At 70.4% G+C, this 20,076-nt stretch carries 16 protein-coding genes and 3 pseudogenes; 11 read left to right on the top strand and 8 right to left on the bottom strand.

All coding sequences use genetic code 11. The features are described from left to right. From C3L37_RS24465 to C3L37_RS16680, 3 genes are all read right to left on the bottom strand, one after another. Nucleotides 1–177, bottom strand: a complete 177-nt coding sequence (locus C3L37_RS24465; protein ID WP_164974784.1) for a hypothetical protein — start codon at nucleotides 175–177, stop codon at nucleotides 1–3. 50 nt (nucleotides 178–227) lie between these two features. Next, complete coding sequence (locus tag C3L37_RS16685; protein WP_129115729.1) at nucleotides 228–1,409, bottom strand: redox-regulated ATPase YchF; 1,182 nt, start codon at nucleotides 1,407–1,409, stop codon at nucleotides 228–230. A gap of 82 nt (nucleotides 1,410–1,491) precedes the next feature. Then, a complete protein-coding gene (locus C3L37_RS16680) occupies nucleotides 1,492–2,349 on the bottom strand; it encodes a polymer-forming cytoskeletal protein (RefSeq protein WP_129115728.1) in 858 nt (285 codons plus the stop codon). Between the two features lie 96 nt (nucleotides 2,350–2,445). Here C3L37_RS16680 and C3L37_RS16675 point away from each other — a divergent pair, with 96 nt between their 5' ends. Next, nucleotides 2,446–2,643 carry a DUF5800 family protein gene (locus tag C3L37_RS16675; protein WP_129115727.1) on the top strand — a complete coding sequence of 66 codons (198 nt, stop codon included), beginning with the start codon at nucleotides 2,446–2,448 and terminating at the stop codon, nucleotides 2,641–2,643. A gap of 40 nt (nucleotides 2,644–2,683) precedes the next feature. Here the strand turns inward: C3L37_RS16675 and C3L37_RS16670 are convergent, their stop codons facing one another. Both C3L37_RS16670 and C3L37_RS16665 read right to left on the bottom strand, forming a co-directional pair. Continuing rightward, nucleotides 2,684–3,601 carry a hypothetical protein gene (locus C3L37_RS16670; RefSeq protein ID WP_129115726.1) on the bottom strand — a complete coding sequence of 306 codons (918 nt, stop codon included), beginning with the start codon at nucleotides 3,599–3,601 and terminating at the stop codon, nucleotides 2,684–2,686. Nucleotides 3,602–4,072: 471 nt separating this feature from the next. Then, nucleotides 4,073–4,822, bottom strand: coding sequence for a ribonuclease H-like domain-containing protein (locus C3L37_RS16665; protein ID WP_129115725.1), 750 nt, complete (start codon nucleotides 4,820–4,822; stop codon nucleotides 4,073–4,075). A 149-nt stretch (nucleotides 4,823–4,971) separates the two neighbouring features. On the opposite strand from C3L37_RS16665, the gene C3L37_RS16660 reads away from it, so the two are divergent. From C3L37_RS16660 to C3L37_RS16635, 6 genes and pseudogenes are all read left to right on the top strand, one after another. Next, nucleotides 4,972–5,688: an SOS response-associated peptidase gene (locus C3L37_RS16660; RefSeq protein ID WP_129115724.1), complete on the top strand. Its 717-nt coding sequence runs from the start codon at nucleotides 4,972–4,974 to the stop codon at nucleotides 5,686–5,688. A gap of 52 nt (nucleotides 5,689–5,740) precedes the next feature. Beyond that, nucleotides 5,741–6,294: pseudogene (locus C3L37_RS16655) on the top strand (ribbon-helix-helix protein, CopG family). 95 nt (nucleotides 6,295–6,389) lie between these two features. Then, complete coding sequence (locus C3L37_RS16650; RefSeq protein WP_129115723.1) at nucleotides 6,390–7,646, top strand: Nramp family divalent metal transporter; 1,257 nt, start codon at nucleotides 6,390–6,392, stop codon at nucleotides 7,644–7,646. Further along, a complete protein-coding gene (locus C3L37_RS16645) occupies nucleotides 7,647–9,689 on the top strand; it encodes a hydantoinase/oxoprolinase family protein (protein ID WP_129115722.1) in 2,043 nt (680 codons plus the stop codon). It begins immediately after the preceding gene. Beyond that, nucleotides 9,686–11,284 (top strand): hydantoinase B/oxoprolinase family protein, encoded by a 1,599-nt coding sequence (locus tag C3L37_RS16640; protein WP_129115721.1) that lies wholly within the window; start codon nucleotides 9,686–9,688, stop codon nucleotides 11,282–11,284. The genes C3L37_RS16645 and C3L37_RS16640 overlap by 4 nt, the downstream gene beginning before the upstream one ends. A gap of 40 nt (nucleotides 11,285–11,324) precedes the next feature. Next, a complete protein-coding gene (locus tag C3L37_RS16635) occupies nucleotides 11,325–12,050 on the top strand; it encodes a maleate cis-trans isomerase family protein (protein WP_129115720.1) in 726 nt (241 codons plus the stop codon). Nucleotides 12,051–12,062: 12 nt separating this feature from the next. Here C3L37_RS16635 and C3L37_RS16630 read toward each other — a convergent pair. After that, nucleotides 12,063–13,890 (bottom strand): annotated as a pseudogene (locus C3L37_RS16630) (IucA/IucC family protein). 232 nt (nucleotides 13,891–14,122) lie between these two features. Here C3L37_RS16630 and glnA2 point away from each other — a divergent pair. From glnA2 to C3L37_RS16615, 3 genes and pseudogenes are all read left to right on the top strand, one after another. After that, nucleotides 14,123–15,469 (top strand): annotated as a pseudogene (gene glnA2, locus C3L37_RS16625) (gamma-glutamylputrescine synthetase). 3 nt (nucleotides 15,470–15,472) lie between these two features. After that, nucleotides 15,473–16,705, top strand: a complete 1,233-nt coding sequence (locus tag C3L37_RS16620; RefSeq protein ID WP_129115719.1) for an MFS transporter — start codon at nucleotides 15,473–15,475, stop codon at nucleotides 16,703–16,705. A gap of 144 nt (nucleotides 16,706–16,849) precedes the next feature. Further along, on the top strand, nucleotides 16,850–17,791 hold the full coding sequence (locus C3L37_RS16615; RefSeq protein ID WP_129115718.1) for a DMT family transporter: 942 nt from the start codon (nucleotides 16,850–16,852) through the stop codon (nucleotides 17,789–17,791). A 4-nt stretch (nucleotides 17,792–17,795) separates the two neighbouring features. On the opposite strand, the gene C3L37_RS16610 is transcribed toward C3L37_RS16615, so the two are convergent. Further along, nucleotides 17,796–19,007 (bottom strand): cation:proton antiporter, encoded by a 1,212-nt coding sequence (locus C3L37_RS16610; RefSeq protein WP_129115717.1) that lies wholly within the window; start codon nucleotides 19,005–19,007, stop codon nucleotides 17,796–17,798. A gap of 157 nt (nucleotides 19,008–19,164) precedes the next feature. Between C3L37_RS16610 and C3L37_RS16605 the strand changes: the two genes are divergently transcribed. Then, a complete protein-coding gene (locus tag C3L37_RS16605) occupies nucleotides 19,165–19,848 on the top strand; it encodes a dienelactone hydrolase family protein (RefSeq protein ID WP_129115716.1) in 684 nt (227 codons plus the stop codon). Nucleotides 19,849–19,865: 17 nt separating this feature from the next. On the opposite strand, the gene C3L37_RS25380 is transcribed toward C3L37_RS16605, so the two are convergent. Beyond that, nucleotides 19,866–20,000, bottom strand: a complete 135-nt coding sequence (locus C3L37_RS25380) for a hypothetical protein (RefSeq protein WP_267195333.1) — start codon at nucleotides 19,998–20,000, stop codon at nucleotides 19,866–19,868. Between the last annotated feature and the right edge of the window lie 76 nt (nucleotides 20,001–20,076).

Here is a 20,076-nt window from a genome sequence, read left to right as displayed (position 1 = left end):
TCAGGCGATCGCCGGCTCGTCGCCGATGTCCACCTCTTCGTTGATGACCGCGATGAGGTTCGCGTAGGGGACGAAGGCGATCACCTCGTCGCTCTCGGTGTAGAGGATGACGCCGTACTCCTCCTTTTCGTAGTCGTCGCACTGCATGTCGCCGTCGGGGAGGATCGCGCGGTACATACCGCACCATTACGCCGGGACGTACTTGAAAGGTCGCTCGATCGCCGCGGTCACTTCGCCGTGCTCACGATCTTGATCACGTCGCCCTCCGCCAGTTCGTACTCGTCGGAGATCCGCCGCTTCGACTTCGCGTCCACGGCGTGGAGGTACCCCTCGCCGATGTCGGAGTGGACGGCGTAGGCGAGGTCCCTCGGCGTCGAGCCCCGGGGGAGCAAGAAGGCGTCGGGGAGGACGTTCCCCTTCGCGTCCGTCCAGCGCGTCTCGTTCTGCACCGGGAAGGCGGTGACGTGATCGAGCAGTTCGTAGACGGCCCGATCGAGCGCCTCCTGCACGCCGGTGCCCCCGTGCGCCGCCATCACCTCGCGGATCCGCTCTAAGCCCGTCCGCTGGGCGTCGCTCACGTCGCCCGCGATCTCGAAGTCCTCGTCGCCGGGATCGTAGTCGACGAGGCCCGCCTCCGCGCCCTTCCGGAGCGCGAGTTCGCCGTCGGCCGTCGCCGGGATCACCATCTCCCCCGTCTCGCGCAAGCGCGCGACGTTCTCCTCGGGGGCGACGTCCGCCTTGTTGGCGACGAGGACGATCGGCTTCGTCCGGGCGCGGACGTCGCGCGCGAGCGCCTCGCGGTGCTCGTCGGTCCACTGGATGGGGTCCTCTGGGTAGTCGATGCTCCGGAGGCTCGCGGCGACCTCGGCCTCCGTCGCGCCGAAGCCCGTCAGCATATCCGCGAGCGCGTCGTCGAGGTCGAAGTCGGGCGATCGGGACTTCCGCTCGATCGACTCCCAGTTGCGGTCGACGATGCCGGCCAGCCAGAGGTCCATCTCCTCCTCGACGAAGTTCACGTCCTCTATCGGATCGTGACTGCCCACCTCGACGGGATCGCCCTCCGCGTTCGTGCCGCCGGAGGCGTCGACGACGTTCACGATCACGTCCGCGTTCGTCAGCGCGTCGAGGAACTGGTTGCCGAGGCCCTTGCCCTCGTGCGCGCCGGGGACGAGGCCGGCCACGTCGATGAGTTCGACCGGGACGTACCGCTTGCCGTCGTGGCACGCCTCGTTACCGCAGCGCTCGTCGCGCTCCAGGCAGGGACATTCGGTGCGGACGTAGCTGACGCCGCGGTTCGCGTCGATGGTCGTGAAGGGGTAGTTCGCCACGTCCACGTCGGACATGGTCGCGGCCTTGTAGAAGGTCGACTTGCCCGCGTTCGGCTTGCCCGCGAGCGCGATGGAGATCATAGGGGGAGTACAGGCGTCGGTGAAAATGGCCTTTCGGTCTGCGCGCCCGCCCCGGCGACGCTCGGCGCTCGCCCGGTGCGACCTACTCCGCCTCGCGGGCCTGATCGGCGCGGACGAGCCGCACCTTCCCGCGGGCGCGGACGGTGCCGTCGACGGTCGCGCCCTCGTGGACCGTGAGGTCGGAACAGAGCACGTCGCCGAGCACCCGCGCGCCCTCGGCGATGCGCACCTCGCCGCCGCGGGTCGTCACGTCGCCGTGGACGCGCGTCCCCTCGCCGACGGAGATGTCCTCGCGGGCGCGGAGGCTCCCGAAGATGTTGTCGTCCGCGCCCACCTCGATGGACTCGGCGCGGATGTTGCCGTGCAGGCGGCAGCCGTCGCCGACCGTCGCGGGGGCGGAGACGCGCCAGGCGTCGTCCGAGACGCTCGATCCGCGCGGGATGACGAGGGGGTCGACCGCCGTTTCCCCCTCCTCGCCGAGCGCGGCGGCGAGTTCGTTCGCCGCGTCGTTCTCGCCGAGGCGGAGGAGCTGCGAGAGGACGATGAAGTAGAAGACGAGCGTCGGGACCGGGTTGCGGATGACGATCCAGCCGTTCGCCTCGAACCCCCGCTCTATGTCCACGTCGTCGCCGATGTCGAGGTCGCCAGAGACCATCAGCTGTCCGCCGATGTGGACGCGCTCGCCCAGGTAGGCGTCCTTCCCGACGAGAACGTTCCCCGCCACGTCGCACCACACGTCGAGACGGCAGTCGGCCTCGGCCTCGATGTCGCCGCCGAAGGTGACCCGCTCCCCGGCGATCACGTTCCGCCCGCGGACGCCGAACTCGACGGTGCTCTGGCCGCCGACGACCACGTCGCCGTCCGTGACGAGGTCGTGTTCCTCGGCGGTCGTGCCGTCGGGGATGGCGAGCGCGTCGAGGGGATCCTTCCCGAGTGACACAGTCCGCACCAGCACGCCGCCCCTAATAAACGGCCCGCAAGACGGCCGTCTGACGCGGAGCCGTGCGCTTTTATCCTCCGCGGCGGTAGGGTCGGTATGACCGTTCTCTCCTTCGACGACGACGGCGTCGACGTGATCTACGAAGGAACCGAGTTTCGGCTGGAGAAGGATCTCATCGAGGAGGCGACGCGCAAGTCCTACCCCGACGTGACCGACCACGAGGTGCTGAAGATCGTCGAGAAGGAACCGGCGCTCAGCGGCGAACCGCGGCGGATAGCCGACATCCTGCGGTGAGGGGGCGGCGTCGGCCGCCCCGCTCTTCTCGCTTCCCGGATCACGGTCTCCGTTCGTTCCCGGAGTACGGCCCCGCGCCGGGGCCGGCTCCGTCGTCCTCGGCCGTTTCGTCGTCCTCGGCCGCTTCCTCGTTCCCGCCGTCCTCGTCCCCCCACGTCCCCAGAGGCGGCGATCGGGGGTCGACGTCGGCGACGAAGCGCATCGTCATCGCGTTCGCTGCGAGGCCGACGGGGGCGGCGGCGAGCGCGCCCAGAACGACCCCCGCCGCCCCGAGGTTCACCACGACGGCGGTCGCGAGCAGCGAACTCGCGAGAACGAACGCCGCGAAGTTGAGCGCGAACGTCAGGTAGGGGCCGCCGGCGATCGCGAGCGCGTACGACCCGCGGGCAGCCGACAGGAGGTCCGTCTCGCGCAGGACGACGAGGTAGGGCGTCGCGTAGAACAGGTAGGTGACGACGGGGATCGCGAGAATCAGCACGAGGAACAGAACGAAGAACGACCGGCTCGCGCCGGTCGTCGCGACGAACGCGAGCGGCAGTGAGAGCAGAACCGGAACGAGGGCGTACAGCAGGAACGGGAGGAAGTAGCGGCGCGCGTTCGACGAAAAGTCGTAGGAGCCGGCGCGAAGCGCGTCGCGGACGCTTCCGAAGTACCCCGCGGACAACGCCGCCTGAACGGCGAGCGCGATCGGCAGCAACAGGAGACCGACGCCGGTTCCGACGCCGCCGACGCCGGGGTCGACGGTCGCGCCGCCGTTCGGGACGCTGACGAACTGCCAGAGGTCGACCACCCCGGCCGGCAATCCGAACTGGAGTCCGAAGTGCATCCCGCCGTTGGCGAGGACCTTGCCGACCTTGTTCGTGTCGAGCAGCGCGGTGACGAGCGGCACGAGGGCCAGCGGGAGGTTCGACTGCGCCGCATTCCACCCGTCCGCGAGCCGCGTCGCGAACGGCGGCATCAGCGCCACCCCCTCGGGCGAACGGTCGCGCTCGGCCGCGTCTGCGAGTCAGTTCGACGGGCGCTTCGAGGACGGGAGCCGATCGTTCGCGACGGATTCGCGTGGAGGACGATCACGGATGGTGTCAACCTCGGAGAACGTATAAATCCACGCGGTCGGCCGACGGAATCCGAGCCGTACCTTCGCTACCGCCGAAAATGCGCGAGTACGCTCCAGCGAGCGCCTCGGCGGTCTCGCGGACAGGTTAATCCGCGCACACGAACGGATTTGGTCCCCTTCGACGGGATATACGGATAGATTTCTGACCATCTATCCAGATATCTGGATGGGGTTGCCGATCTGGACGCGGTTGGCGATCCGGACGCGGTGGACGACCGCGCCGGTACCGAACGCCGATCACCGAGGACGAGAGGCCGCCGGGGGACGCCGATTCGCCGACGACGGACTCGCGCCGACTCGACGTCGCCCGACTCACGCCGACTCGACGACGCCGAACGTCTCCTCGTGGAGCGAGTCGGCGACCCGGTCCATCAGGGTTCGAAGGTTCGCGGCGTCGTCGCGGTTGTACGAGACGAGCGCGTCGAGCGCGGCGTCGTCGCCGCGTTCGTACTCGCGCCACAGGCGGACCGCGTCGCGGCCGGAGAGATCGGGTCGGTCGCGCTCGATCCCCACGTCGCGCTCGACCCGCTTCAGCCCGCCGGTCAGCCCGAGCTTCTTGCAGGGGTACATGAGGTCGAGGTGCGGGTTGTCGATCTCGACGTCGAAGGAGCGTTCGAGGAACGGAACGTCGAAGCGCTTGCCATTGAACGAGACGATGAGCGGCGCGTCGCAAAGCGCCTCTCGAACCGTCTCGGCCGCGAGGTCGTCGCCGCGGACGAGCGTCGTCGTCTCGCCGCCGCGGTGGAAGCTCGCGGTCGTCACGTCGTCGCGGTCGTGGCTCAGGCCGGTCGTCTCGATGTCGAAAAAGCACGCGTCGTCGCGAAAGTTCTCGTAGAGCCGCCACCGCTCCCCGCTCGGGAAGGCGTCGTGGAAGAATCGCGAGTCGCCGGCGTCGAGGCGGGCGGTCGCCTCGTCGATGAACGACTCGATGCGGCGGGCGGTCGTCTCGCCGACGGCGGAGCCGTCGAACTCGTCCCAGTGGGTGATCCCGCGCCGCCAGAGCGTTCGTTCGGTCGCCTCGCCGACGCCGCGGACCGGAATGAAGCTGTTCTCGATTCGCACGTGGCGCGGCGTACGCGGCGTACCACCTAAACCCCCGCCCTTCGTGACCGTCGCGTCGAGCGAAGCGTGAGCGCGTGCCGAAGCATCACGGGACCGAACCGGAGAGCGCACGGGGAGCGGTTATGCCGCTCGCGCCCCTCCGTACAAGCATGTGCGGCCGATACACCCTCTTCGCCTCGCAGGCTGCCCTCGAAGACCGCTTCGACGCCGAGGCCGACCGGCCCGTGGAGCCGCGGTACAACTGCGCGCCCGGCCAGCGCCTCCCCGTGATCGCGAACGACGCGCCCGACGCGATCGGCCTCCAGAAGTGGGGGCTGATCCCGTCGTGGGCCGACGACGAGTCGGACGGGGGCTTCATCAACGCCCGGGCGGAGACCGTCCGCGAGAAGCGGAGCTTCCGCGAGCCGTTCGAGCGGCGGCGCTGTCTCGTCCTCGCCGACGGCTTCTACGAGTGGACCGAGCGGGAGGACGGGAGCGGAAAACGACCCTACCGCGTCGCCTTCGAGGACGACCGGCCGTTCGCGATGGCGGGCATCTGGGAGCGGTGGACGCCGCCCACGACGCAGACGGGCCTCTCGGACTTCGGCGGCGGTGGCGGCGGCGCGAGCGAACCGGAGACGGAGGCCGTCGAGACGTTCGCCGTGCTCACGACGGAGCCGAACGGCCTGATCGCGGACCTCCACGACCGGATGGCGGTCGTCCTCGCGCCCGAGGAGGAGCGCGAGTGGCTCGACGCCGACCCCGACGACGCGCGGGCGCTCCTCGACCCGCACCCGGACGACGAACTCGTCGCCTACCCGGTGTCGACGCGGGTGAACAGCCCGGCCAACGACTCGCCGGACCTGGTCGAGCCGGTCGAGGGGTAGCGAAGGTTCCGGGGGCGCGAAACCCTTACTCCCTCCGGCGCCACGGGGAGGTATGGCAACGAACAGAGTCACGGTGTCCATGGACGCGGACGCGCAATCCGCGCTGGACACCCTCGTCTCGCGGACCGGGCGCGGGCAGAGCGAACTCGTCCGGCGGGCGCTCACCTTCTACGCCGCCAACTTCGAGGCGGCGACGGCCGACGCCACGCCAACCTCGAAGCGTACCACCAGATGCTCTCCTCCGGCGAGCACGTCCTCCTCGACGTGGACTTCCTCCACTGCTTTCTCGGGTTCGTCGAGGGAGAGGGTGAGGGCGAAGCGGGCGAACCGGACCCCTCATTTCTCGACTGCGCCGACCGCGTCTCCGACTACCACGCCGAGGAGTACCGGAACCGGTTCGATTCGGCCGGCGAACTGCTCGATTGGCTCTCCTTCTGCGGCTTTCTCACGGTCCGCGAGGCGGGCGAGCGCACCTACCACGTCGTGTTCCCCTCGGAGTCGATGAAGTGGTTCATGCTCCGGTTCATCGAGCGGAGCGCCGAGGGGTTGCCGTTCGATCTCTCGGTCGAGGAGGGCGTCTCGAAGGTGCTGGTCGCGGAGAGCTGACGTTCATACTCGATGCGACCCGAGTACGCACCGATCATAACAGGTGTTATACCGCGTCGTGGGAGATGTGCGACCATATACCACGGTGAGACGAAATGAGCATCACACGACGTTTGAAATCGATCGGCCCGGGCGCGATGGTCGCCGCCGCGTTCATCGGCCCCGGCACGGTAACGACCGCGAGCGTCACGGGCGCGCAGTTCGGCTACGCGCTCCTGTGGACGCTCGCCTTCTCGATCATCGCGACGATGATCCTCCAGGAGATGAGCGCGCGCCTCGGGATCGTCTCCCGGGAGGGACTCGGGGAGGCCCTGCGGACCCAGTTCGACAGTCCCGTCGCCAGCGCGGCGAGCATCGCGCTCGTCGTCAGCGCCATCGGGATCGGGACGGCCGCCTTCGAGGCCGGGAACATCCTCGGCGGGGCCGCCGGTCTCGCGACGCTCACCGGCGTGAGCGAAACGACGTGGGCACCGCTCATGGGCGCGTGCGCCGGCGTCCTGCTCTTTACGGGCCGGTACGAACTCATCGAGAGGGCGCTCGTCGGGCTCGTCGCGGTGATGGCCCTCGCGTTCGTCGTCGCCGCGGCGCTCGCGGGGCCCGACCTCGGCGCGCTCGCGCTCGGGTTCGTACCGAGCGTCCCCGAGGGGTCGCTGTTTCTCATCACGGGCCTCATCGGCACGACCATCGTCGGCTACAACCTCTTCCTGCACGCGAGCAGCGTGCAGGAGCGGTGGGCCGGGCCCGAGGACCTGCCCGAGTGCCGGACCGACACGATCGCCTCCATCCTCGTCGGCGGCGTCATCACGCTCGCCATCGTCGTCGCGGCGGCGGCCGTCTTCCCCGTCGGGACGAACATCGAGGACGTCGGTCAGATGGCGGAACAGCTCGAACCGGTCGCGGGCACGAACGCGAAGCTCCTGTTCAGCGTCGGCCTGTTCGCGGCCGGCTTCACCAGCGCGACGACCGCACCGCTCGCCGGCGCGTACGCGACCGCCGGCGCGCTCGGGTGGGAGCGCGACCTCAAGTCGACTCGTTTTCGGGCGATCTGGGGCGTCATCCTGCTCGTCGGCGTCGTCTCCTCGGTGCTCGGCTACGACGCCGTGCAGGTGATCCTCTTCGCGCAGGTGGCAAACGGCATCCTCCTGCCCGTCGTCGCCCTGTTCCTCATCGCCGTGATGAACAACCGGGACACCCTCGGCGCGAACACGAACAGCGCGGTCCAGAACGTCCTCGGCGGGATCGTGACGCTCGTCGTCATCGTCATCGGCCTCCAGACGCTCGCCGAGAACGCCCCGGCGTTCGTCGAGAGCCTCGGAGCGCTGCTCGGCCCCGCGATCGCGGGGGGGCTCTAGATGGACGAGGGCTACCGGGTCGGCGTCGACGTCGGCGGCACGTTCACCGACGTGGCGCTGTTGTCGCCCGCCGACGAGCTCACCACGGTGAAGGTGCCGACCACGGACGACCAGAGCGTCGGCGTCATGCGCGGCATCCGGAAGGCGTGCGACGCCGCGGGCGTCGCCCCCGGAGACGTCGACGCGTTCGCCCACGCGATGACCGTCTCCACCAACGCGCTCCTGGAGAAGACGGGCGCGAAGACCGCGCTCGTCACCACGGAGGGCTTCCGGGACGTGCTGGAGATCGGCCGACAGGATCGGCCGTCGCTGTACGACCTCGGCGCGGAGAAGCCCGCGCCGCTCGTTCCCCGACGCCGGCGGTTCGAGGTCCGAGAGCGCGCCACCGTCGAGGGGATCGAGACGCCCGTCGACGACGCCGAGATCGGGTCGCTGGCGGCGGCGCTCGCGGATGAGAGCGTCGAGAGTGTCGCGGTCAGCCTGCTGCACGCGTACGCCCACCCCGAAAACGAGCGCAGGGTCGCGGCGGCGCTCCGCGAGAAACTCGACGCGCGCGTCTCAGCCTCCCACGAGGTGCTCGCGGAGTTCCGCGAGTACGAGCGCACGTCGACGACGGTCGTCGACGCCTACGTCACGCCGAAGATCGACCGGTACGTCGGCAGGCTGGAGGAGCGCGCGGCCGAGGCGGGGGTGCCCGCGCCGCGCATCATGCAGTCGAACGGCGGTATCGCCGACGCCGGGACGGTCAGAGAGCGCGCCGTCACGACGGCGCTGTCCGGGCCGGCGGCGGGCGTCGTCGGCGCGAGTGCGGTCGAGACGGAGGGCGACGGGCTCGTCACCTTCGACATGGGCGGGACGTCGAGCGACGTGAGCCTCGTCCGCGACGGCGAGGTCGAGCGCACGACCGACGCCGAGATCGGGGGCCGGCCGATCAAGGTGCCGATGGTCGACGTGACGACCGTCGGCGCGGGCGGCGGCAGCGTCGCGTGGATCGACGCCGGCGGGGCGCTCCGGGTCGGTCCCCGATCGGCCGGGGCGGAGCCGGGACCCGCCTGCTACGGCCGCGGGGGCACCGAACCGACCGTCACGGACGCGAACGTCGTGCTCGGCTACATCGGCGGGAGTTTGGCGCTCGGCGGCGAACTCTCCCTCGACGAGGACGCGGCGTTCGACGCGCTCTCCGGGCTCGCGGACGAGGCGGGGCTGGACGACGCCCTCGACGCCGCCCGCGGCGTCTACCGCGTCGCCAACGCGAACATGACCCGCGCCATCAGGGCCGTGACCGTCGAGCGCGGCCACGACCCGCGGGGGTTCTCGCTCGTCGCCTTCGGCGGCGCGGGGCCGATGCACGCGGCCGAACTCGCCGCCGAACTGGACGTCGGGCGGGTCGTCGTCCCCCGGCCGTGCGGCGTGCTCTCCGCGTTCGGGCTGCTCGCGGCCGACGAGAAGCACGACGCGGTTCGAACGTTCCGGACGCCGCTTTCCGAGGTCGACCCCGCGGCCGTCGAGGCGGCGTACGACGACCTCGCGGCGGAGGTTCGATCGCGGGCGAGCGAGGCGGCCGACGCCCGCGTGCGGCGGGCCGCGGACCTGCGCTACGTCGGCCAGAGCTTCGAGTTGACCGTGTCCGTCGGCGACGGCTTCGACCCCGATTCGCTTTCGACGCGGTTCCACGACGCGCACGAGTCGGCGTACGGCTACCGGATGGACGATCCGGTCGAACTCGTGAACCTCCGGGCGACCGCCGTCGGCGAGCGCCCGCCCGTGGACCTCACGTACCGCGGCGAGGGCGACCCAGAGAAAGGGACACGCGAGGCGTTCTTCGACGACGGCTTCCGCGAGACGCCGGTGTACGACCGCGACGCGCTCCCGGTCGGCTCGGGTCGCGGAGGCGGCGACGGCTCGTCCGACGACCCGGCGATCGACCTGTCCGGGCCGGCGATCCTCGAACAGGACGAGAGCACGACGGTCGTCCCGCCGGGGTGGGACGGAACCGTCCGGGACGACGGCACCGTCGTCCTCGAGCGGGGTGAGGAAGAATGACCGAACTGGATCCGATCACGCTGGAGATCATGCGGAACCGACTCGAAGGCATCGCCGAGGAGATGGGGCAGGTGCTCGTCACGAGCGCCTACTCGCCGAACATCAAGGAGCGCCGCGACTGCTCGACGGCGGTGTTCGACGCCGACGGCCGGCTCGTGGCGCAGGCGGAGCACATCCCCGTCCACCTCGGCGCGATGCCGGAGGCCGTCCGGGTCGTGCTCGATCGCGACCCCGAGCCGGGCGACGTGTACGTGTTGAACGACCCCTTCGCGGGCGGCACTCACCTGCCGGACGTGACGATGGTGTCGCCGATCGCCCACGAGGGCGAGGTCGTCGGCTACGCGGCCTCGCGGGCGCACCACGCCGACGTGGGGGGGATGACGCCGGGCAGCATGCCCGCGGGCGCGCGGGAGATCTACCAGGAGGGGCTCCGCCTCCCGCCCGTGCCGCTCGTCCGCCGCGGCGAGATCAACGACGACGTGATGGCCCTCCTCCTCGCGAACGTCCGCAACGGGAGCGAGCGCCGGGCGGACCTCCGCGCGCAGATCGCGGCCAACGACCGCGCCGGCGACCGCGTCCGAGCGCTCATCGAATCGGAGGGCAAAGCGCGTGTGCTCGCGGCGTTCGACGCCGTCATCGACTACTCGCGCGACCGGATGGCGGCCGAGTTGGGGGCGCTGCCGGACGGGCGGTACGCGGCGCGCGACGCGCTCGAAGGCGACGGGGTGACGGACGAGGACGTGCCGATCGAGGTGGCCGTCGAGATCGACGGCGAGCGCGTCGAGGTGGACTTCTCCGGTACCGCGCCGCAGGTCGCGGGCAACGTCAACGCCCCGTTCGCCGTGGCCGCGAGCGCCGTCTACTTCGTCGTCCGCTGCGTGACCGACCCGGAGATCCCGCCGAACCAGGGCTGCTACGACCCCGTCTCGATCGACGTCCCGGAGGGGTCGGTGTTGAACCCGCGGCCGCCGGCGGCGGTCGTCGGCGGCAACGTCGAGACGAGCCAGCGCGTGACCGACGTCGTCCTCGCCGCCCTGTCGGAGGCCGCGCCCGATCGCGTCCCCGCGGGGGGGCAGGGGACGATGAACAACCTCACGATCGGCAGCCGAACGAGCGAGGGCTTCACCTACTACGAGACGATCGGCGGCGGCTTCGGCGCGCGGCCGGACGGCGACGGCATGGACGGCGTGCAGGTCGGCATGACGAACACCCTCAACACGCCGATCGAGGCGCTGGAGGCCGAGTACCCCCTCCGCGTCGAGCGGTACGCGCTCCGGTCGGGGAGCGGCGGCCGCGGCCGGTTCCGCGGCGGTCTCGGCGTCGAACGCGCCGTCACCGTCGAGGCGGCGGCGACGGTGTCGCTCCTGACGGAGCGCAGACGGATCGCGCCGAAGGGCGTCGCCGGCGGCGAACCCGGCGCGCTCGGCGAGAACCTCGTGGACGGCGAGCCGGTGCCGGCGAAGACGACCCGCGAGGTCGAGCCGGGGACGACGGTCACCGTGCGGACGCCGGGCGGGGGCGGCCACGGCGACCCGGACGAGCGCGATCCGGCGGCCGAGGAGCGCGACCGACGGGACGGGAAGGTGAGCCGATGACCGCCGGCGGGTCGGTGACGGCCGACGGGGGGGAACGCTGATGTTCGGCTGGCGCGCCCGGCTCGGGATCGTCGTGCCCTCGTCGAACTCGACCGTCGAGCCGGAGTTCGCCGCGGCCGTCCCGGCGGGCGTGAGCGTCCACGCCGCGCGGATGCCGCTCTCGTCCGTGACCGCGTCGGGGCTGGACGAGATGGCCTCGACGGCGACCGCGTGCGCGGAGCGGCTCGCCCACGCCGACGTGGACGCGGTCGCCTACGCCTGCACCTCCGGGAGCCTGCTCCACGGCCGGGAGTTCGCCGCCGGGCTGGAGGACGAACTCGCGGCGGCGGCGGGGCGTCCGGCGGTCGCGACCGCCCGATCCGTCGACCGGGCGCTGTCGGCGCTCTCCGTCGATCGGCTCGCGCTCGTGACGCCCTACGTCGACGACCTCACGGAGCGCGAGGTGCGCTACCTCGAAGCGGGCGGACGGTCGGTCGTCGCCGTCGACGGCCGCGGGATCGAGGACAACGCCGCGATCGGCGCGCTCGGCCCCGAGGACGCGTATCGGCAGGTCCGCCGGACGGTCGAGGGAAGCGCCCTTGATACCGACGAACTGGACGGGGTGTTCGTCTCGTGTACGAACTACCGGACGTTTCCCGCGATCGAGCGGCTGGAGGCCGACCTCGGCGTTCCGGTCGTCACCAGCAACGGGGCGACGCTGTGGGACGCGCTGCGGACGGTCGGCGTGGCGACGGACGCGGTGCCGGGGCGGCTCGGCCGGCTGTGAGATCCGGGCCGATCACTCCTCCCCGACCTCGTACAGGGCGTTCGAGACGGTCCCGTAGCCGGTGACCTTGGGGCGGGTGCTGTAGTCGTCGTACCCGTAGTCGACGAGCCGGTTGCGGTTCAGACACAGCTTCGTGTAGCGCGGCTTGAGCAGGTCGAACAGCTCGAAACGCTCGTCGAGTTCGGGGAACTCGGCCTGGTAGCGCTCGACGGACGCTCGGACCTGCTCCCAAAAGCGCGCTTCGGGGTAGCCGCGGTGGCGCTCCAGCAGGTCGGACACGTACCGGAGCACGCAGACGAAGAGCGTTCCGACGATGTGCTGGCAGAGCGGCTCCGGCGGGAGCTGGTGGACGATGTGGTGGGCGTACCCCTCGTCGCTGTACAGGTCGTCCGGGATGACCGCCTCCAGTTCCGGGAGTCGACGGTCCGTGACCGCGACCTCGTCGACGAAGTCCTTGAGCGCGAGCCGACGGGGAACGCCGCCTTCGAGCACGAGCATCGCGTTCGTGCCGTGCGGCATGAACACCGTCCCGTAGCGGTACAGGTAGTGCAAGAGCGGGTGCAGGAGGACGTCGAAGCAGCGATCGAGCCACTCGTCGAGCGACAGCCCGGCGCGCTCCGCGAGCTTCGAGACGATGGGCGTCCCGTCGCGGTCCTCGTGCAGCAGGGCGGCGAGGGTGAGCGGCGTCTCGCCGTCGTCGACGAGCCCCTCGACGCTCTCGCGCCAGACGCACCCGAGCAGTTCGTGGAACTGATAGGGGGCGTCCGGGAGTCCGGAAAACCGGGGGTGTTCGTAGGTCACGCTGGCGACCTCGCCGGGCAGGAGGAGCTCGCACTCGTCGCGGAGGAACGGATCCTCGTCGCGGACGGCCTGCACGAACTCCGTCACGCGCGGGGCTGCTCTCGCCTGCTCGCCGAGCAACCCGCGGTAGACGTTCGTGTTGAGGATTCCGAGCGGGAGTTTGACGTGCCGCTTCGCCGGGTCGTCGACGTTGGTGAGCGTCCGGATCGACTGCTGGGGGAGGTACTCGTCGGGGCCGTCGCCCAGCGGGACGAGGGCGTCGTCCGCGATCTCCGCGGCGAACAGCTGGACGATGCGGTGGTCCCACTGCCACTCGTGGACCGGGAGGAAGTAGTACCCGTCCGGGTCGAGCCCCTCGCTCGCCAGCCGATCCTCGAACGCGGCGCAGTGCTCGCCGAGTTCGTCGGCGAGCAGGGCGTCGTACGAAAGCCCCTCGACCGCGGAGAACGCGGCCCGGTCGCGGCGGGCCGCGACCCACGAGAGCGTCTGCGTCCGCTTTCGCTCCGGGGCGTACCGGAGGTACTCGTCGTAGCTGAACCCGACCCTTGTTGTAGGTGAACCACGGGTGGCCCTCCATCTCGCCTTCGACCGCGGCGTACTCCGCGTCGAGGATCGATTCGTCCGCCGGGAGCGCCGCCTTCCGGACGCGGATGTGGGCGTCCGCGAGCAGCGTGTTGTTGTACTCGCGGACGAGGTGGGCGGCGGTCGCCGCCGGGATGCCGATGTAATCGCGCGCGTCGAGGACGAACCGAACGGGGTCCGCGGCCGCCTCCCACGCGCCGCCGTCGACGCGACGCTCGACGGACCCGGAGGCGACGCGGTAGCTGTCGAAGAGGCGCTCCTGCGCGTCGAAGCGGTACTCGATGCCGTCGGTCAGCCGGAGCAGATACCGGGTCCAGTCGCCGTCGCGGTCGACGGGGGCTGGAACGATCAGCTCCTCGTACATGAACTCCGCGAGAACCTTCCGCAGCAGTCGTCGGTTCACCTCGTCCCAGACACCGTCCCCGAGCGCGTCACGGAGCGTCTCGGCGTTGCTCATCCGCGCACCCCCGACGCCGGTGCGACCGTCGGTGCGTCCGAACGACGATTTCGATTGTGCATGAGTTTAGGCCCGCCTAAAACAATAAAATGTTTTTGCTTCGTCGAGGATCAGTAATTAAGGCAAACCTAAAACGTGGCGGACGCGAAAGCCGGGATGGAACGCGCGCTTCCGCGTGCCGAAATATTTTAGGTAGACCTAAATCTCTTTCGTACTACCGGAGGAACGAACTGTGGAGGCAGATCAGACGCCGAAGGGACGCTGCACCGCCGAGAACATCGATCTCGTCCGACTGCTGTTCGTGACGATGAGCGGGGCGACCCGCGCACACGCCGTCGACGCGTCGGGCGTCGACGACGCCGTCGACGGGGGCGTGACGCTCTCGAAGCTCGTTCAGACGTACAACGCACTCGGTCGCCGTCGGAAGGACGGGCGGTTCGACGCCGCCGGAGAGGTTCGGCTTCGACCCGACCCGGAGACCTTCCGCGCGCTCCCGTACGCCGACCGGTGCGGCGCGATGCTCTGCGACATCTCGACGCTCGACGGCGAGCCGTGGGCGGTCGATCCGCGCGCCTCGCTTCGGGCGCGCGTCGACGCCATGGCGGCCGAGGGCCTCTCCCCCGCCGTCGCGTTCGAAAGCGAGTTCCACCTCCTCGGGGAGGACGAAAATGGAGCGATCGAACGGGTCGACGAGCGCGGGGCGTATTCGACCGAGAGCCTGCGCGAGACGCACGATCTCGTGCTCGCGGCGGTGGACGCGCTGAAGGCGCAGGGGATCGACGTGAAGAAGTACTACCCCGAGTACGCCGCGGGAAAGCACGAGATCGTCACCGGCCACGCGCCGGGGGTCGACGCCGCGGACGAGTACGTCCTCTGCAAGGAGACGGTAAAGAGCGTCGCGGCGAACCGCGGGTTGCGAGCCACGTTCCTGCCGTAGCCGTTCGAGCACTCGACGAACGGGTGTCACGTGCACCTCTCGCTGTGGAACGGCCCGGACAACGCCTTCTTCGATCCAGACGCGGAGGACGGGCTGAGCGAGACGGCGCGCCGCTTCGTCGCCGGGGTGCTCGAACACGCGCCCGCCCTCGTCGCGTTGACGTCGGCGACCGCGAACTCGTACGCGCGCCTCCGCCCCCAGATCGGCGCGTCGGCGTTCGTCTGCTGGGGGTTCGGAAACCGCGAGGCGCTGGTCCGCATCCCCGTGCCCCAGCCGAACGACGGCGGGAAGACGACGCGCATCGAGTTCCGCGCGGCGGACAACACGGCGAACCCGTACCTCGCCCTCCTCGGGATCCTCGCGGCCGGCGAGGACGGGATCGACCGCCGGCTCTCGCCGCCCGATCCGGTCGGCGTCGACCCGGGGAACCTCTCGGCGGACGCGCGAGCGGAGCGGGGGATCGAACGGCTCCCCCGGACGCTGGGCGCGGCCCTCGACGCGCTCGAAGCCGACGCGGTGCTGGAGGAGGCCCTCGGAACCGAACTGCACGAGGCGTACCTCGAAGTGAAGCGGGGTCACTGGGAGCAGTTCACGGAGAGCGCGGTCGGGTGGGAGATCGACCGGCTTCGGAGCGTGTACTGAGCCATGGCGGGATCTCGGAGGTGCCAAAGCGCCCGCGCCACCGTCGTCGCGGTCGTCGCGAGCACGCTCTTTCTCGGCTTCAGCGGCGGCGTCATCTTCCCGATCCTGCCGAACCTGAGCGCGATCGTCGACGTCTCGCCGGTCCTCGTCGGCGTCGTCCTCAGCGCGAGCCGGTTCGTCAGGCTGGTCGCGAGCGCGCCGGCGGGCGCGCTCGCCGATCGGGTCGGGACGCGAACGCCGTTCGTCGCCGGCGTCGCGCTCGAGGCGGCGGCGACGTTCGGGTACGTCGTCGGGATGGGGTCGCCGGTGCCCGAGGCGTGGTTCACCGCGGCGCGCGCGCTGTGGGGGCTCGGCGGCGCGCTCGTCCTCGCGACGGCGTACACGATCGCGGCGGACGTGAGCGAGAGCGACTCGCGGGGACGGACGATGAGCCTGATCCGCGGCGGGAGTTCGATCGGCTTTCCCGCGGGGATGGCCCTCGGCGGCGTCGCGAGCGAACTCTACGGACCGACCGTCGCGTTCGAATTCGCCGCGTCGCTCGCAGCGATCGCCGCGGTCGTCGCCGCCGTCGCGATCCCGGAGACGCACGTCGAGGGGGGAAAGAGCGCGGTCGGCTTTCGGGATCTCGACCTCGGCGTCGGATCGCTCACCGTCGGGTTCGTGAACTTCGGCCTCCTCTTCGCCTACAGCGGCATCGTGTTCGCGACGCTCGTCACCTATCTGGGAGCGACCGACGTCGGCGTCGCGGGATTCGGACCGGAAGGGGCGTCGGGCGTCTTCATCGGCCTCAGCGTCCTCGTGGCGTCGGCCTGCACCGTCGCCGGGGGAACGCTGAGCGACCGACGCGGCGGTCGGGTTCCCGTGTTGCTCGTCTCGCTCGGGACGATGGCGGTCGGGTTCGTCCTGCTCGCCGCCGCGAATTCGCTCGCGGAGGTCGTCGCGGCGATCGTTCTCCTCGGCGGGGGGCAGGGCGGCGTGAACGGACCGCTCCTCGCGCTGCTCGCCGACCTCACCCCCGCCGAGCGGATGGGGCGCGCCACCGGGACGATGAACGCGCTCGGCGATCTCGGCGGCGCGCTCGGCCACCTCGTCGCGCTCCCCGTGGCCGAACGAATCGGCTACCTCACCCTGTATCGCGCGGCGGCGGTCGTCCCGATCGTCGCCGCGTTCGTTCTCCTCGGCGGCGTGTACCGCGTCACCGGGAGCGTCCTCCCGGCCGCGGAACGGACCGCGTGAACGTCCGACCGCGAGCGGGACGGGCTGCACGAACGGCCGGCCCGTGCGCGAGCGGAGGTGCGCCGATCCGGAACCGCGCGTCGATCGCGGACGCGCCGACCGGAAAAACAGTCGTTATCCGCGCGCGCTTCGGAGCGGCGGACGATGAGACGATACCGAGACGCGGCGATCTTTCTCGCCCTCTCCGCGATCTGGGGGACGGCGTTCATGGTGACGAAGGCCGGGCTGGACCACCTCCCGCCGGCGCTCTTCGCGGCGCTGCGCTTCGATCTCGCCGCCGCGCTCCTGTTCGGCTACGTGGCGGCCACCGGCGCGCGCTGGCGGCCGCGGACCGCGGACGACGCCGCGTACGTCCTCGCGGGCGGCGCGCTCGCCATCGGCGGTCACCACGCGTTCCTGTTCGCCGGTCAACAACACGTGTCGAGCGCGGTCGCGGCCGTCCTCCTCGGGCTGGTTCCGGTCATCACCCCGGCGCTCACGCGGCTGTTCTCGACGGGCGAGCGCCTCTCGCCGCTCGGGGTCGCGGGCGTCGCCCTCGGCTTCGTCGGCGTCGTCGTCATCGCGGATCCGGATCCGACGAACCTGCTTTCGAGCGACGTCCGGGGCGTCGCGCTCGTGCTGGCGGCGGCCGTCGCCTTCGCGGTCGGCGCGGTCGCCACCTACAGCCGGGAGCCGTCGCTCCCGCTCGTCTCGACGCAGGCGTGGATGATGGCGATCGGCGCGCTCTTGCTCCACGCGACGAGCCTCGCGCTTCCGACCGAACCGCTCTCGGACGTCACGTGGGCGATCGATGCCGTCGCCGCCGTCGCGTACCTCGGGGTCGTCGCCGGCGCGCTCGGCTTTCTGACGTACTTCCACCTGCTCGAACGGGTCGGTCCGATCGAGATGAGCTTCATCGAGTACGTCATCCCGATCTTCGCCGCGCTCGCCGGCTGGCTCGCGCTCGGCGAGACCGTCGAATCGACGACCGTCGTCGGCTTTCTGGTCATCCTCGTCGGCTTCGCGCTCATAAAACGGCGGGCGCTCGCGGCGGAACTGGCCCGATTCCGCCGGGACGCGACGTCCGTGGAGAGCGGAGGGGACTGACGCGTTAGCCGGTCTTCGAGTCCGCCCTCGAACCGGGCTTCGAGCCGCCCCTCGGGTCGGCGCGGTCGACCGCCCGCTTCAGGAGCGACGGCGTGGCGAACACGGAGAGGACGAACATGACGAGGTAGGCGATGAGTATCTCGTTCGGGACGATGCCCTGCGCGACCGCCAGCGCGACGAGCGCGACGCCGGCCTCGGATCGGGGGAGCAGGCCGACGCCGAACACGATCGACAGCTCCCGTTTTCCGCCGGCGAGGATGTTGCCGACGTAGCCGGCGACGAAGTTCGACAGGAGACCGACGACCGTGAAGACGACGATGAACGGGTTGAGGTCGGCGAGGACTCGCAGGTTGACGTTCGACCCGACGAAGATGAAGTAGAGGGGGATGAAGATGCCGTAGGCGATCCCCTCGACGCTCCCGCGGATGTCCCTCTCCTCGAAGCGGCGGTCGGTCGAGATGATGAGCCCGATCGTCAGCGCGCCGATCGTCGCCGAGAGCCGGACCGCCTCGGCGGCGTAGCTGAACAGGAAGAGCAGTCCCATGACGCCCATGAAATCCGCCTGACCCTCCGTCGCGCGCGAGAGGAGCCCCGAGATCCGACCGAGGAAGAAGCGGTAGAAGACCGCGGCGACGAGGAAGAACGAGAGCGCGACGCCGACCGTTTCGAGCGTCGCCGTCGTCGAGCCGCCGACGAAAAAGAGGGGGAGAAGCGAGATGCTCAGGAGGCCGATCACGTCGTCGACGACCGACGCTCCGAGGATCCAGCGCCCGTACTCCGTGTCGAGCCGCTCCAGCGACATCAGCGTCCGGACCACGATAGAGATCGAGGTGACGCCGAGGATGAGCCCCAGATAGAGGCTCGCCTCGAGTCGGTACCCGAATTCGAACCCCAGCGCGACACCGGTCGCGAAGGGGAGGAGGATACCGGAGAGCCCGATGATCAGCGCCGGTCGCCCGGCCTTCAGGAGGTCGTCGAGGTCGATCTGCTCGTAACCGACGTCGAAGAACAGGAGGACGCCGCCGAGGAGCGCGAACAGTTCGAACGGCGTCCCCTGCCGCGGATTGACGAGCATCAAGAGCGAGGGTCCGAAGACGACGCCGGTGAGGATTTCGCCGAGAAATCCCGGCTCGCCGAGGCGCTCTATCGCCTCGCTCAGGACGAGCGCGAGGAGCAGTCCGGCTCCGATGATCAGGTACAGTTCGACGTCAGCCATCGACGCCGTCCCCGCTCGCCGCCCGATTCGTGTAATTCAATCTACACACCCGAGGGAGATAACGATCGTCGATCGTCATAAGCGCTCAGTCGGCGACCGGGGGCGTTCGACGCGTAAGCCGCGGTTAACAATATACGAACGAGGCCTCTCCGGACGCATGGGACTCCGGGCGGCGAATCGAAGGCGAATCCTGACGCTCGCCGGATTCGCGCTCGCCGGTGCGACCGTCGGCTGTCTCGGCGACGACGAAGAACCGAGGCGGCCCCGGGACGTCACCTTCGACGCGGCGCGCGGCTCGACTGTCGAGGGAACGCTCTACGGGGACGGCGCGTGCGGCGTCGTGCTGATCCCGCAGATCGACAGGGAGAGGACGAGCTGGAAGGAGCAAGCGGAACGGTTCGCCCGTCGGGGGAGACACGTCCTCGCGATCGACGTCGACGCCGACGACCGCTCCGGCTCGGTTCGGGGGGCGATACGGTACATGCGCGACGCGCAAGACGTGGACCGTCTGGTGCTCGTCGGAGCGAGCGTCGGCGGCCGGGCGGCCGTCATCGCGAACGCGCACGCTCCGTCCGGCACCGTCGACGGAACGGTCACGCTCTCGGCCAGCGGCGGCGTGGATCACGCGCCCGACCTCCAGGGGCGGCTCCTGTTCGTGATCAGCGAGCGGGAGCACGAAAAGTACGTCAGGATCGGCCGGGAACTGCACGCCGCCGCGCCGGAGCCGAAGGAGCTGGTGGCGTACGATGGCGACGACCACGCACAGCGGCTGTTCTCCGGCGACCGTGGCGACGACGTACGTCGCCTCCTTCGGGAGTTCGTCGCCGACGCGTGCGACTGAGGGACGATGTCCCGTCGTCACCGGACGCGTTCGAACCACCGGTACCGCACCTCGGGCCCCCACTCGTCGTGGACGTCCTCCTCGCCGAGTTCGAAACCGCGTTCCTCGTAGGGGTGGCGGGCCGCGTCGAGACCCTCGAACTCCGAACGCATCGCTCACGAAGCGGGCGAGTCGCACTCCGCGCACTGGAAGGTCGGATCCGGCCCCCGACGAACGTCTCGGCAACGT

This window comes from Halegenticoccus tardaugens (assembly GCF_004116405.1).
GTDB classification, from domain to species: Archaea; Halobacteriota; Halobacteria; order Halobacteriales; family Haloferacaceae; genus Halegenticoccus; species Halegenticoccus tardaugens.
The sequence above is the reverse complement of the archived record's forward strand: the minus strand, read 5'-3'. Positions and strand labels throughout refer to the sequence as shown.

Coding starts and splice junctions, on each gene's coding strand:
- C3L37_RS24465 (WP_164974784.1), bottom strand. CDS start 177: ATGTACCGCGCGATCCTCCCCGACGGCGACATGCAGTGCGACGACTAC.
- C3L37_RS16685 (WP_129115729.1), bottom strand. CDS start 1,409: ATGATCTCCATCGCGCTCGCGGGCAAGCCGAACGCGGGCAAGTCGACC.
- C3L37_RS16675 (WP_129115727.1), top strand. CDS start 2,446: ATGACCGTTCTCTCCTTCGACGACGACGGCGTCGACGTGATCTACGAA.
- C3L37_RS16670 (WP_129115726.1), bottom strand. CDS start 3,601: ATGCCGCCGTTCGCGACGCGGCTCGCGGACGGGTGGAATGCGGCGCAG.
- C3L37_RS16660 (WP_129115724.1), top strand. CDS start 4,972: ATGTGCGGCCGATACACCCTCTTCGCCTCGCAGGCTGCCCTCGAAGAC.
- C3L37_RS16650 (WP_129115723.1), top strand. CDS start 6,390: ATGAGCATCACACGACGTTTGAAATCGATCGGCCCGGGCGCGATGGTC.
- C3L37_RS16645 (WP_129115722.1), top strand. CDS start 7,647: ATGGACGAGGGCTACCGGGTCGGCGTCGACGTCGGCGGCACGTTCACC.
- C3L37_RS16640 (WP_129115721.1), top strand. CDS start 9,686: ATGACCGAACTGGATCCGATCACGCTGGAGATCATGCGGAACCGACTC.
- C3L37_RS16635 (WP_129115720.1), top strand. CDS start 11,325: ATGTTCGGCTGGCGCGCCCGGCTCGGGATCGTCGTGCCCTCGTCGAAC.
- C3L37_RS16620 (WP_129115719.1), top strand. CDS start 15,473: ATGGCGGGATCTCGGAGGTGCCAAAGCGCCCGCGCCACCGTCGTCGCG.
- C3L37_RS16615 (WP_129115718.1), top strand. CDS start 16,850: ATGAGACGATACCGAGACGCGGCGATCTTTCTCGCCCTCTCCGCGATC.
- C3L37_RS16610 (WP_129115717.1), bottom strand. CDS start 19,007: ATGGCTGACGTCGAACTGTACCTGATCATCGGAGCCGGACTGCTCCTC.
- C3L37_RS16605 (WP_129115716.1), top strand. CDS start 19,165: ATGGGACTCCGGGCGGCGAATCGAAGGCGAATCCTGACGCTCGCCGGA.
- C3L37_RS25380 (WP_267195333.1), bottom strand. CDS start 20,000: ATGCGTTCGGAGTTCGAGGGTCTCGACGCGGCCCGCCACCCCTACGAG.